Origin of the sequence: Pseudomonas sp. SC3(2021) (assembly GCF_019856535.1) — a bacterium.
GTDB classification, from domain to species: domain Bacteria; phylum Pseudomonadota; class Gammaproteobacteria; order Pseudomonadales; family Pseudomonadaceae; genus Aquipseudomonas; species Aquipseudomonas monsensis.
This window is the reverse complement of the sequence record NZ_CP082236.1, coordinates 5,026,056-5,038,725: the sequence shown is the minus strand read 5'-3', so window position 1 is coordinate 5,038,725 and position 12,670 is coordinate 5,026,056. Positions and strand designations below refer to the sequence as shown.

At 51.4% G+C, this 12,670-nt stretch carries 14 protein-coding genes and 1 pseudogene; 3 read left to right on the top strand and 12 right to left on the bottom strand.

Going from position 1 to position 12,670, the window contains the following annotated elements:
- Window positions 1-173: 173 nt before the first annotated feature.
- Window positions 174-509 (bottom strand): DUF2834 domain-containing protein, encoded by a 336-nt coding sequence (locus K5Y35_RS22460; protein WP_123469180.1) that lies wholly within the window; start codon window positions 507-509, stop codon window positions 174-176.
- Between the two features lie 295 nt (window positions 510-804).
- Here K5Y35_RS22460 and ilvA point away from each other — a divergent pair.
- Window positions 805-1,785: pseudogene (ilvA, locus tag K5Y35_RS22455) on the top strand (threonine ammonia-lyase, biosynthetic); the annotation flags it as partial.
- 30 nt (window positions 1,786-1,815) lie between these two features.
- Here the strand turns inward: ilvA and K5Y35_RS22450 are convergent.
- Together K5Y35_RS22450 and eco are read right to left on the bottom strand one after the other, a co-directional pair.
- Window positions 1,816-2,121, bottom strand: a complete 306-nt coding sequence (locus K5Y35_RS22450; RefSeq protein ID WP_222832990.1) for an NIPSNAP family protein — start codon at window positions 2,119-2,121, stop codon at window positions 1,816-1,818.
- A gap of 21 nt (window positions 2,122-2,142) precedes the next feature.
- Window positions 2,143-2,628: a serine protease inhibitor ecotin gene (gene eco, locus K5Y35_RS22445; protein WP_222832989.1), complete on the bottom strand. Its 486-nt coding sequence runs from the start codon at window positions 2,626-2,628 to the stop codon at window positions 2,143-2,145.
- A gap of 368 nt (window positions 2,629-2,996) precedes the next feature.
- Here eco and K5Y35_RS22440 point away from each other — a divergent pair, with 368 nt between their 5' ends.
- Complete coding sequence (locus K5Y35_RS22440; RefSeq protein ID WP_123468469.1) at window positions 2,997-3,266, top strand: DUF1652 domain-containing protein; 270 nt, start codon at window positions 2,997-2,999, stop codon at window positions 3,264-3,266.
- On the opposite strand, the gene K5Y35_RS22435 is transcribed toward K5Y35_RS22440, so the two are convergent.
- Window positions 3,263-3,661, bottom strand: coding sequence for a hypothetical protein (locus K5Y35_RS22435; RefSeq protein WP_123468471.1), 399 nt, complete (start codon window positions 3,659-3,661; stop codon window positions 3,263-3,265). The two genes, K5Y35_RS22440 and K5Y35_RS22435, sit on opposite strands and share 4 nt — an antisense overlap.
- Before the next feature lie 88 nt (window positions 3,662-3,749).
- Window positions 3,750-4,019: a DUF2790 domain-containing protein gene (locus tag K5Y35_RS22430; RefSeq protein ID WP_222832988.1), complete on the bottom strand. Its 270-nt coding sequence runs from the start codon at window positions 4,017-4,019 to the stop codon at window positions 3,750-3,752.
- Window positions 4,020-4,504: 485 nt separating this feature from the next.
- Between K5Y35_RS22430 and K5Y35_RS22425 the strand changes: the two genes are divergently transcribed.
- On the top strand, window positions 4,505-4,804 hold the full coding sequence (locus K5Y35_RS22425; protein ID WP_222832987.1) for a hypothetical protein: 300 nt from the start codon (window positions 4,505-4,507) through the stop codon (window positions 4,802-4,804).
- A 49-nt stretch (window positions 4,805-4,853) separates the two neighbouring features.
- Here the strand turns inward: K5Y35_RS22425 and K5Y35_RS27975 are convergent, their stop codons facing one another.
- The 7 genes from K5Y35_RS27975 to K5Y35_RS22390 form a co-directional block, all read right to left on the bottom strand.
- The gene (locus K5Y35_RS27975; RefSeq protein WP_261991212.1) at window positions 4,854-5,042 is read right to left on the bottom strand and encodes a hypothetical protein; all 189 of its coding nucleotides are present in this window, start codon (window positions 5,040-5,042) and stop codon (window positions 4,854-4,856) included.
- A 457-nt stretch (window positions 5,043-5,499) separates the two neighbouring features.
- Complete coding sequence (locus K5Y35_RS27970) at window positions 5,500-6,438, bottom strand: hypothetical protein (protein ID WP_261991211.1); 939 nt, start codon at window positions 6,436-6,438, stop codon at window positions 5,500-5,502.
- Between the two features lie 104 nt (window positions 6,439-6,542).
- Entirely contained in the window at window positions 6,543-7,499 is a 957-nt protein-coding gene (locus tag K5Y35_RS22410; RefSeq protein WP_222832986.1) for a hypothetical protein, read from the bottom strand.
- Window positions 7,490-8,107 carry a hypothetical protein gene (locus K5Y35_RS22405; RefSeq protein WP_222832985.1) on the bottom strand — a complete coding sequence of 206 codons (618 nt, stop codon included), beginning with the start codon at window positions 8,105-8,107 and terminating at the stop codon, window positions 7,490-7,492. Before K5Y35_RS22405 ends, K5Y35_RS22410 begins: the two co-directional genes overlap by 10 nt.
- Window positions 8,092-8,391, bottom strand: coding sequence for a hypothetical protein (locus K5Y35_RS22400; protein WP_222832984.1), 300 nt, complete (start codon window positions 8,389-8,391; stop codon window positions 8,092-8,094). Before K5Y35_RS22400 ends, K5Y35_RS22405 begins: the two co-directional genes overlap by 16 nt.
- Window positions 8,392-8,396: 5 nt before the next feature.
- Window positions 8,397-9,371 carry a tetratricopeptide repeat protein gene (locus tag K5Y35_RS22395; protein ID WP_123468477.1) on the bottom strand — a complete coding sequence of 325 codons (975 nt, stop codon included), beginning with the start codon at window positions 9,369-9,371 and terminating at the stop codon, window positions 8,397-8,399.
- Between the two features lie 12 nt (window positions 9,372-9,383).
- Window positions 9,384-12,650, bottom strand: coding sequence for a hypothetical protein (locus K5Y35_RS22390; RefSeq protein WP_222832983.1), 3,267 nt, complete (start codon window positions 12,648-12,650; stop codon window positions 9,384-9,386).
- Window positions 12,651-12,670 lie beyond the last annotated feature (20 nt).

Genomic DNA, 12,670 nt, shown 5'->3' with positions numbered 1-12,670 from the left:
GGGAATGAATTCCCGGTGAGTGGTCAAACTACTGCATCAAGACGTAGTACATAACTGTCAGAGTTGACAGGTACAAAACGGTTGACAAGAAACTGTACTAGAGAAAAGGCATCGCTCTTTGTAAGAGCGAGCCTGCTCGCGAAGGCCATCGAATCAGCGCTGAGAAGTCCAGATCAACTTGCTCGGGCTTGCCCAACCGATTGTCTGCGCTCCCTAATCCCACGCACTACCAGATACAACAACGGCCCGACCGACACAAAAATCGCCGTCAACAGCAAGTACGGCAGCACTGACCAGGCAGACTGTCCGCGAGTACGCGCATCCTTGACCATCCAGATCCCGGCCAATGTCGCCAGCAGATACAAATCAATCACCACCTGAGCGGTGTCAGGCCGTGACATCAGGCTGATGCCGAAATCGATCAGCGATTGTTCAGCCTGGAGCATCACCGAAACGGTGTAACCGGCAAATGCGAGCAATGCCGTGAGGGGCAGGGCGATAGACAGCATGTATTCGTTCCTTGAAGTGATGAGCTCAATCGCCAGACTATCGCCGCTGCGCAAAAATGGCCATTGACTTGCCAGCAGCGCCCGGGCTAATTTCCAGCCCATGACTTCGACCGTACTGCGCTGCCAGCCAAGCATTATTACCGCCATTCCTTATTTGGCGGGCTAGCGCACGGCTGCAGCACCCAACCCGCCCTAGAGGCGGGTTTTTACTTTCTGTCTCCAGGGTTTCAACAAGGCTCATGCAGGAGCTGCCGGCGGTAGCTCCTGCATGAGCCGGATGAGTCAGGAGACGATAATGAGCGACCAGCAAGCCCTGCTAGAGCACTACGTGAAAAAGATCCTCGCCGCACCGGTGTACGACATTGCCGTGCGCACACCTTTGCAGGCGGCGCCGGCTTTGTCCGAAGCGCTGGGCAACCGCATCCTGCTCAAGCGTGAAGACCTGCAACCGACGTTCTCTTTCAAGATCCGCGGCGCCTACAACAAACTGGTGCAGTTAAGTGATGAGCAGAAGGCGCGCGGGGTGATCACCGCGTCGGCGGGCAATCACGCCCAAGGCGTGGCGCTGGCGGCGCGTGAGCTGGGTATCGCCGCCACCATCGTCATGCCCTCGACAACACCTGAACTCAAGGTGCTGGGCGTGCGCAGTCGCGGTGCCGAAGCGCTGCTGCACGGCGAGAGTTTCCCCTTTGCCCTGGCCCACGCGTTGCAACTGGCCGAGCAGACCGGGCGTACCTTCGTTTCGCCGTTCGATGATCCGGACGTGATCGCCGGACAAGGCACCGTGGCAATGGAAATCCTTCGTCAGCATCAAGGCGAGCTGGACGCGATCTTCGTGCCGGTCGGCGGCGGCGGTTTGATCGCCGGGATCGCGGCATACGTCAAATACCTGCGTCCGTCAGTGCGCATCATCGGCGTCGAATCTGAACACTCAGCATGTCTCAAGGCTGCGCTGGAAGCCGATCACCGTGTGGTGCTGCCCAGCGTCGGAACCTTCGCCGATGGCGTGGCCGTGGCGCAGATTGGCGAATACGGTTTTGAACTGTGCCGTTTCTGCGTGGACGAGGTGATCACTGTCAGCAACGACGACCTGTGTGCCGCAATCAAGAATATCTACGACGATACCCGCTCGATCACCGAACCTTCCGGCGCGTTGGCGGTTGCCGGGATCAAGCGCTACGTGGCGCGCACCGGCGCTCGTGATCAGACCTTCGTTGCGATCGACTCGGGGGCCAATATCAATTTCGACAGCCTGCGCCACGTCGCCGAGCGCGCTGCTGCATGCAGCGTCCCGGCATAAGGGGGGTTACGGTAGCAACGGGCGCAGAAAGCTGCGCTCGTAACTGACGATGAATTTTTTCTCGACCAGATTGGCCACCAGCGCGGTGCTTTCCGCGTCGGTCAATGCGATATGCCGATAGCTTTCGTAATCCGCCAGCGACGGAAAACTGAACAGGCAATAGGCGATATTGCTCGCGCCCTCGGAGGGCAGGAAGTAGCCGTGGTGCGTGCCGCCCAATCGCTCGACAATGCCGAGCCAGGTTTTTGCGTACGCTTCGAACTCGGCCAACTGGTAAGGATCGATGACATATCTGACATGGCAGGTAATCACGCAGGACGCTCCTTGTTCCGGTTATTCCCGAAGAGCTGTGCCGACTTTATCCGACGCCGACCAGACGCGATAACTCACTTCGACGTCCGCCGGCGCGTAAACCACCACGGGCAGTTTGCTGTTGTAGCGCAGCATGAAACCATCGCCGACGACCGGCACGAACGCACGTTTCTTCTGGTTGCCGGGCGGGCAGGCCATCATCGTGCTCATCGGACCGATGACTTTTTCCAGACGATAGAAGGGATAACCCCAGCCTTCAAGATTCTTCTCATCCAGTACCCCGCCCAGGCGCTGACGGTTGCAGTCGACTTCCAGGGTTTTGCCGGCAAGGATCTCGACCTGGAAGTTTTCTTCCTGATCCTGCTTCGGCAGGTAAATGACCTGACGGGTGAACCCGGCCTCGGCCTTGGGGTACGGCGCGACGTCTTCGAGTTTCGCTGCTTGGGCGGAGGTGGAAAGGCTGGCGATGATCAGGCCGGCGGTCGCGTAAGTGCGTAAAGAACCCATAGAAGCCTCCATGCGGGTGTAGGGTAGATAGCGGGCATTCTCACTGTCATCGGCGATGAATGCAAACCGGCGTCGACGTGCAAATTGCGGTACCCGTAGAGGCATTTCTTGCATTTTGCAATTGGCAAAATACTGGCCACGTCGCCAAGTGCTTGATTCTAAAAGGGTCGAAACGATCCGATGGAAGGCACGTTATATGCGTCTTTACAGTGCGGCGCACCGGATTTGGGCGCCTACACTCCAATGGGCATTTCGCAGTACCGCCGCGTGCCACACCCAGGGAAACAGCGGGGACACACTCGTGCAGGTTCAGCAACGGTCAGCGTGAATACTTGATTGGCATCTCACAGTAAGGAGAGGGTTTCGCCATGTTTCTGTCTGCCTTGGAACTACGCAACATCATTGAAAGCAGTTTTCTGCCGAAACGCTGCCAGTGCACGCTGTCGCCGGACTTGTCGATGACCGTCAAGGTGTTCGGCGATCACCAGACCGATCAGGTCGATTTGCTGGTGAGCGGCATTGATGCCAGCCACCTCAATGGCTGTCGCGAAATCAACGAACTGATCGCCGGGCTGCGTTCGGATCTGAGCAAGCAAATTGCACCACATCACTACAGTCCACGATCCAGAGCCATCTAACGCACCGTTTCACCCAGTTCGACCGTCACGCGCCGGGCCTGCACGAAACCAAGGCCCAGCGCGAACTCGACCAGCACCGCGAGCAGAATCCCGGGGCCGGCATGGCCGTTGAGCCATTCAGTAAACCCCAGCACCGCCAAACCCAAACACCCAACGATGAACCCGTTGCTCAGCGCATTGCGCCCCAACGACGGCGGTGCCGTGCGCACCAGATAAAACATCACTCCCAGCGCCGCAAACAGCACCGCACCGCGTCGCGCGACAAACCCGGCGCCTTCGGAATATTCAATACTCCAGGTCGCCAGCAGGATATCCGGGAAAAAGCCCCAGACCAGCGCCAGCAGAAAACACAAAGAGGAGGTGATGCTCGACAACGTGCGAAACGACAACTGCATGGCCAATCCTTGCGGCAGTGAGGAGGCCCCGAGCATAACCCTCGAAACACCCCACGCCTACCGCAAACCGGCAAATCAGACGTTTCTGTCAGTTCTGGAAGTTGCACGCGTCGGATAATTTCCGGTAGCTGATCTCCTCGGGCTTACCGGCGTTGTCTATGTACTTCATATCGGCCGTGATCACCTTGCACGTTTGTGTTGGCGGCTCGGTCAAGGACACCACTTTGGCCACCTGCAGCGGCATGCCGTACTGATACGGCACGGCTTTGGAAGTGGCAGAGGTGTCATTGGCCTGGGCCAGCCCGGCAAACGCGGTGCAGGCGAGGGCGGCGGTGAGCAATAAAGGACGAATGTTCATGAAAGGACTCCCGAGTGGCGGTTCTAGCGTTCGGCGCGATTCATCCGAACCTGCCGCACCGGGCAACAGCCAAAACGGCTGAAGGCGTGCGGTTCAGTAGAGTTTTTGACCTCGGCGTTAAGGGATGGTTAACCGGGCTGAACGCCGGCTGTCAGGGAGTGAGGTGGTTTTCTGCGGGACGCAGGGCGGATTCCTACAGCGGTGGTTGCCTTGTCTGCTTTCGGCGGTGGGAGCGGGGCGGTTATGGTTTGGCGTCGCTGCAAAATCAGCGATTCAGGTTTGGTCACCTGATAACTCGAAACTTGTGTGCCATCATTCGCACCGCGGACATCTATGTCTTCGTAGTGCATTGCTGTGGCGGCTGTGTGCAGGATCGCTTTCGAGCGAGCTGATCGGGTTTTCAGTTGACCAAGCTTGCATACAGTCCGCCTCCCCACTGTTGGTCACGGTGGCGGCGGGTTACCGAACCCGATCGAGTAATCAAAATGCCAATAATTAATCCGCTTCCCAATCGCTATTCCCCCCTCAACAGCAGCGTCACCGAAAGTGCGCCAATCCTCATCGACACCCAAGCCAACCCGAAAGACATCCTCGAAGCCGCCGTCCAGCGCATCCGCGCTTCCGCCGACCTGCTCGAAACCCTGCATTGCCTGTGCTTCAAGCATGCTGACGTGCAGGACATTCCACACATTACTCATGCGCTTTACCTGCTGACGCAGGATGGCAATGATTTACTGCAGGTGGCGCAGCAGCAGATGTTGAGTTGGAAGGCGCCGGTTTCATGAAAAATTGATAGGGCTCAGCCACGGGACGGCGTGAGAAACTACCCGTGTTTCAGCGTGGCAAGGATTCCGTTGAGTGATGACGCGGATCCAGCACCGTCGATGCCCACAGCAACTCGATACGAGTGCTCGGCAGAAAATAGACATGCAACGTGTCATCGCCACGGTTGCGTGAAGGCAAGTGCATTTGCACTTCGTGTCTTTCGATCTTCATCCCCTGATCCTCTTGAGCTTTAGACATGCTCAGAATCCACGCAACTTTAGCGGTGTTGCCAGCGATGCTTCAACAGCAGGTCACGCCTCCGTTACCGCCCCAGTGATCATTTATCCAAAAGCTGAAAATTGGACGGTCTGTGTAATTTTCTGACGTCAGCATGGCGCTGGGCGTACGAAATAGATCAATGATTTTTGGGGTGGCGTAGCTAAGCAGCAATGCCAGTACAGCTAGGGCTAATCGTCTTCGTCGCCATGTTCGTTTTCGACGTGTGTTCGCGGCAATATCTATCAAATGACTAAATCCAAGGTAAGAGGTTACATTCCTGCTTTATGCCTGGAGAGGACTTCACTGCTCGCGAACCGATGAGTCACACTTCAATTTTTCCTGGATTAGAATCAAGAGGGTTGCTTTAACTTGGATTCAGTAAGCTTATGAGGAGGCTGCACATGCCGCTACCAAGCTGAGGATCTCAAACATTTAATCAAACAGTGAGACCACGCTCGCGTTCCAAATCAATCAATCTTGTCGTTGGACCATCCGCTTCCAGTCGTTCAGTCACGACAGTGGGCCAACGGTTGCGCGAGCGACGCTTTGCTCTTTCATAAACAAAGTCTTGAATGTTGTTTGATGGATAGAAGACTATATTGTTTAGTAGCATTAAAAAATCAGTGCCAGTTAAGTAATTGCTTCCATCTCCAGCTTCTTTTTTTTCACGAATGATTTTTCTCCATGCGCCTAAGTATTCAGATTGTTTTAAGTTTAGATCTAACTGGCTTTTTACAAAGTCATTCGATTCGCTATGAGCTCCAGTGTGGTCGAACCATGGGCCGTTGTTCATATAAGAGCGAATGTATTCCCAAAATCCTTTCTGCATTTCTAAGGACGTTCCCGCCGGCGTACCAATGCTGACCATGATTTCGTTTTCAGGCTCTCCCAATCGCTTCATTAACACTTCAAGCGAGGCGTTTCGGACGCTCCCAGAATAAAAGCCAACTATGTCGAACTCGCAAGCTACAGCCTCTATTCCCTTCCAAGGAGTGTGATAGAGCTCTCCTTCGTTGTCGAAATAAACTTCCTGTGTTCGTCGGTTGAAAATTATGGGAAGTGGTAAAGCACGTCTTGTTTCTATGATAATTGGAAAAATGAGCAACGGAATCCCGAAAAGTAACATCCAGCCCACTCCGTCCCACTTGCCCAGTAAAGCCATCCAAACGCCAATGATGAGTGCGATCAGAGCTGAAACTCCCCCGAGAAGCCCGCTAAGCAAGCCGCGGTTTCGATCATTGCCAACTTTTAGTGAAAGATAGTGTTCTGTGTGTTCATCAGTTATAAAAAGCTCAAGTGGTTGCTCTCCCGTAGACTCGTCGTCACTAAGAGCTGCGGTAGGAGCATCGCCATATTTTGTCATGATTTTTTTCATTGCTGTTCTTAAATCATGTCAGTTTCTTGAGCTCGATGGGCGGTAGTGCGTGCCTTCAAGTAAAAAGTAGTAAAGCTATTATCTTTTGGTTTCGTGATCATAAATCAAACAGAAAAACCGCGCTCGCGTTCTAAGTCTATAAGTCTAAGTGCGGGGCCGTCTTGATGTAAGCGTTCTGTAACTATTTCTGGCCATAAGTTTCGTGTTTTTCTCTGCACATAATTGTATGTGAAGTCTTGTATAGCATTGGTTGGGAAAAAAATTAAGTGTCCAATAAACATAAAAGCGTCAGATGCAGTTAAGTAGTTAGAGTGTCCGGACTTGACTTTTTTATCTGTGATCGTTTTTTTCCAGTATCCCAAAAAATCTGACGGTCTAATATTGCTCGAAAGCGTTTTCTTTATGAATTCATCGGATTCTGCGTGGTTGCCATTTTCATCAAACCATGGGCCATTATTCATGTAGCTGCGAATGTATTCCCAAAACCCTTTTTGCATATCAAGTGTCTTGCCCATTGGGGAGCCCAAACTAACCATAAGAGCATTGTCAGGGTCACCTAGACGTTTTACTAGTATTTCGAGAGAAGCGTTATTTATACCGCCCGTATAAATGCTTGTCATTTGAAATTCACACGCGATAGCTTGAATGTTGTCCCATGGCGTATGATACAAATCACCGTTTTGATCAAAATAAACTTCTTTTGTTCTACGATTAAATAATACAGGTAAAGGCAGTGGTTTTCGCGTTTCAAAATAAAACGGAATAAGGAACATGGCTGCGGCAAGGAAAATACAGAGGCCTACAAGATCCCAGCGGCCTTTTATGATCATCATAAATGCCAATGCAATACTTGCGAGAGATCCTACGCCTGCCGCTATACCTGTTATACCTCCTCTATCTGCATCTCCTGCCATCTGTAACGTTAAGTAATTCTCTGTATGTTCATCGGTGATAAATAGTTCGCATGGAGGTTGTCCAGTGCTCTCGCTGGCTTTCAATACGACGTTCGACGTGTTGCCGTATTTCGATGCTGCTTGGGCGATAAGGTTTTTTAGATCCATGCTATTTCCTTGATGTCAATAGGGGGCAGGCTCAAACCCTCTAGAGGTGAATAAGTCAGTTTTCCGGATATGCTGTTCAATGCCCGACCTTCGCGATCTACGTGATATACGCGTCTATAGACTGCCGTTTCGGATTCTTTTGAAATTCGTGTGCCCGAGTGAACGTCAAAATCACTACTCGTCCAGATAACTTTTTCACGCTTTCCACCAAGACAAGGCTTCCCTGTCCCTTGTTTATCAGGATCAATCGCTTCACTCAACGCTTTTGCGCTAAGACTGCAACTAGAGGGGCCAAGGCATGCAGAAGCGAAATTTATCTCAAGAGTTGTTCGCGAGTCTGGAGTGGTGATGTCGAAGTGACCAGCTGCCGTGTCTAAGGTCGAAGGGCCTTTCGCCTCAAATGTTTTTAACCAGTCATTCCATAAAATAGAAAGACGGCGGCGATCATCATTGTAACGAACCTCTTTAGTATCCAGCTCTTTCCAGGCTGTTTTCAGTTCTTTGTAGCGTGTGATTGATGCTTGATTCAACCAGTCTGATGGTTTCTTTTCTGTGACGGGGCAGTCTTCTGATAATTTACACAAATCATTTTTTACTCGTCCAAGCAATGGATCATTGCATAAAGATCCCCTTGGGTAGCTGCCATTTCATACCACTTTTTAGCTTCAGGATTCATATAGCTATTTTTTTGTCGTAATGACTCAGCTAAATAATATTGTGCCTCATGATCTCCAGCCTCTGCCGCTATTCTCAGTAGCGGGGTTGCAGAAACGGCTTTGAATTGATTGTAAAGAATTATGCCGCGAGATTTCATTGCAAGTTCGGAGTCACTTAGTGCCAGTGCGGCGGGGGTAAAAGCGACTAGCAAAAAACCTGCGATATGAAGTTTCATGAAGATCAACGGCTAAGTTTGTCAGGAAAGAAAGAGAGAGGAGGGTGCGACGCAGCCCATTCTTGAGAAAACTTTTTTGCTGCTTCAATCTGTTCAGCAGTCATTTTAGCGGCGATTCTAGGTAGCGTGTACTCAACATTTTCCTTCATGCCACCACCCCCGTCCAGCTCGGACAGCCAGTATAAAAGCGCGTACCCCTTAATTAAATCTAGCGGAAATCCAAATCTGTCAGGCTCATGTGCCAAATCCGAGCCGTAGCCGAAAACAGTAGTTGCATACCCTGTTAGCGCTGTCTTTTCGACCCAATGGCGATAGCCTTCTACATCACCTCGTTCATATAAAATGGCGGCATAATTCATCATTGACTTGGGGTAGCCGCCTTCAGCCGAAAGCTTAAACCATTTTTCAACTGCTTCTCTTCGTTTCCAAGGCAGGAAAAAGCCATCGCCTTGCTTGACGGAAACCGCCATCCAGTACTGTGCAAATGCATCTCCCGCAACGGCGGATCTTTCAAGCCAAGTATCATCTAGCGTGATTTCATACATTATGCGCATCGCCTCCGCGTCGCCAGCTTCGGCTTTTTCTTGAGCTATATTTTTTGCCTGATTCAACCAATCAATTGCTTGCTTCTGCGAAGTAGGGCAGTCGTTGGATATTTCGCACATATCGTGCTCAATGCGGCCCAATTGGATCATGGCATAAAGATTGTTCTGACCTGCCGATGCTTCATACCATTTTCTGGCCTCATTGTTCATGTAATGATTTTTCTTTCGAAGAGACTCTCCTAAATAATATTGTGCTTCGGAGTCGCCCGCTTCTGCTGCTGTTGTTAAAAAAGGGATCGCAGAAGTGGCTTTGTATTGGTTATATAGAATAATCCCTGTGTTTTTCGCCGAGCTCTGCTCTTTTGTCAATTCTGTATTTGCATAGCAGTTGAGCGTGAAAAACATCAATAGCGAAAGTGCTGTTTTGATTAACATGAGGGTTCCGAGCTAAATGGTTGTTTTTGGAACGCCAACATAGGTGGCTTTGCCGGAGGGGATATAGGTACGCCCGTAATACTGAGTTCGCTGACAGAAGCTGTCTCGTTTTGCACCTAGTAACTTGACGTGGGATGAGTATCGTTCGCGCATTCGGTCACCATCAATTTCTACGAGGCGCAACACTGCTTCATTCATGAAATTGTCAAGATCCAAGCGACTTTCACAGTATTTTTGATCTGCGTTCTTCGGTTTCAAGCCGAACTTGTTCATGCTCATGCAGATCTCTACGAATTGGCTCTGCGCTTTGTCCAGACAGTTTTGCTTTTGAGCGTTATTTACTATCCACGCTAATATTCTTTCGATCGCTCTTTGTTGGATTAGATGAGCCTCATCGGCGCTGTATTTTCGTTCTTCTTTATTTGATGGGTTCGAAGGGGATGACGCGTTGATAGTGAATCCTTCTGGCGGACTAATTAACGTCATGAGCAGAGGGCCAAGGGCTCCTGGGATCGCGTTGACACACCATTCCTCGATTTCTGCTTGTTGGTCATAAAACATAATCGTGTCTGCGATCAGTCCTCCTTTTCCAGTGGAGGTCAAGCTTTCATAAAGGCTCATCACTGCATCTACCCCCATGAGATAAATCATCCCGACATCGAAGCCGGAGATAGCAAGCGAATTCATCTTTGATAAGTAAGCGTACGTCTCATCTTCAATGATAAAAATCGGGTTCTGATTGTTTTTGTACAGTTCTCTACGGAACATGTTAAGCAATTCAGTTACGGCGTCGTAGCCCACTTCGAACTTGAAGGAGCCTCCTACGCCGGGGCCGGCTATCAATGCGGCTTTGAGCACCAGAATCAGACGGCCCTCGTGCAAGGAAATACTGGCTTCAGCCCTCGCACCGAGACCGGCTGCGGCATTGAGCTCCACAGTCAAGCGCGCAAGGCTGAACCATTCGCTGGATTTCATTCCGGCAGCTTTTCCAGCAACAGGCGCTTTGGTTAGCAAGGCTACTTCGGAGGGTGGAGCCCAGTTTAGCGCTCCGGTGACCATGATCCCGGTTTGCAGGCCTGCGAACAGATTGAATGCGGCTTTTGCGCCATCCTGTATCTGTAGCGTTTCAGGGGCTCTTTTAATTTGGCCACTTTTTTCAGTTCTCGCGTAGCTGCGCTTATCGGGGTTGCGCACAACCGGTTCCGGAGGCGCTAAATGGAAGCCAGCGTTGCTGACATCCAATGCAATTTCCGAGGAAAGCAGCAACGATGCTCCGGCGTAGCCCCAAGCCTTCGCGCCTAGATAGAGCGAAAAACGTCCGAGGTTCATCTTTTGCTGTATGTCTTCGGCATTTCGGTAGGTGATGACGATATCTTTAGCGCTGGCACGGTCTGGTAAGTCGACTTTAAAGAGTTCGACCTCACCTCTGGCAAGATCAACGGCAAACGTAGCCTTAGCCGAGGCTTGGAATCCTTCGGCCAGTGTCCAGTCAGGCCCCTCTACTTTCGTCGACGAATGGATGGTCTCCGTGGTGGAGGGCATCAGGCAACGAACCAACTGGGCCTGCGGTGTGATGTCGAAAATGCGGAAGGTCTTGCGGACGTTGTCCTTGAACAACACCTGTTGCAATCGGTCTCCCCATTCTTTACGCGTACCAGCGTTCTCCAGCGCAGTGACCTTGTACTTTTTGCTTTCAAGATAGGCATTGAATTTTTCGATTTCGAACCAGCCTTCGGAGGAGAACCAATCGCTTTCCTGATCCTTGATTCTTAAAGCGCCTTCGTCTTTCAGCCACTGTCCGAACAAGCTCAGCTCGGTGTCGGTCGTTGCTTTTCCATCGCTATTGCCCGGACGCTTCGCCAGATCTTTGACCTTGGCGCCAACTTTCTTCCAGTCATCTTTAACGGTCTGTTTGATTCGTGGCAGCGAATACATGCTGAGATAGGTCAGTGGTTTTTTCAGGCTGTCCGCCATGCTCATCTCGGCCAGCGGGAAACCGTTCTTGATCAAGCGCTCTTCAGGTCTTGCCTGAAATTGTTCTGGCTCCCACAACAGATGACGGCGAACAGTCGCCGTTTCCACATTGCTTTCAGCCTGGAGACGTAGAGTTTCCTTTGATGCTTGCAGGCGATCCCAGGCGGCACGCTCATTGGTGACAAGGTTGGTGGGCGCCTTGGCTTGTCGTCCACTTGCCTCAATCCAGCTTTTGTATTTGGTGCTGAGGCGTTCATTGACCTCTTTTTGCTCTTTCTCAAGCGCCAGATACTGCTTGAACAAGTCGACGCCACCTTCGACCGCTCCACCCTCGGGAATAAGTGCGAACTCAGGCAAGGCTATTCCGTACTGAGCAACATCGGTGATGGCATCAAGATAAGCGTTATAAGTCGCTTTCCTTTCCTTGCGTTTGATTTCCTGATCACGCACATATGTGCACAGCATCAACTGATTATTGGTGCCGCACATCGCAATCTCGTCTATCCGCTTTTTGTCCTGAGCGAGCATCGGGGCGATTTCTGCGGATGTTAACGTGGTGAGATCCTTGTCTTCTAACAGCGCTTCTCGTGCTTTCAGATATTTTTGAACGGCTTCACGAGCGGCGATGGCTTTCGGCGCATAAAGGTTGCCGCTTTCGTACGCGTAGCCTTTTTCCTTTGCGGCGGCAATGGCGGTGCGCTTGAGCTTTTTCCATTCACTGTGCATGCCGTGCACGCGAGTAGCGTCGTCACGGGCGGACATCAATTCGTTTCTTTTGATCTGATCCTGTTCGAGGCGCGTGAGAGGCGTTGCAGGTGCTTCTGCTTCTGGTGCTGCGGTTTTCCTGCTCTGTTGCGCTTCAAGCAGGGCCGCGTCCAGATTGCTTATGTTGGGATGTTGAGCTTCGATCTCCAGCATCCGGGATTTTTCTTCACCCTCAAGAAAGTTTGCCAGCTTGGGTTCGAGGAAATACTCGAGAAGACCGGATTCGTAGAGCCCTTTTTTGCGTTCTTCGGGTGATTTACTTGAGCTGACTTTTTGTTCCAGATCGCTGGAAGCTTCTTTCAGTGCCGAGCTCGTCCGCTCCGGCAGCAGCCAGAATGATTCATTCTCAGTGTCGTAAATGGCGCTGCCATAAACGGTGGAACAGGGCGTTTTCACTTTGTCGTGATCGCCAGGCGTGTCTTCCGGCGCTTCGGGTTGTTCACCGATATCCCGAGGTGGTTTTGCACAAGTTTCATCGGCAACTATTGATGTTGCAGGTGCCGATTCGGTGTTAGGTGCTGCGCTGGTGTTCTGTTCCATTTCGCTTCCATTCATTCTTT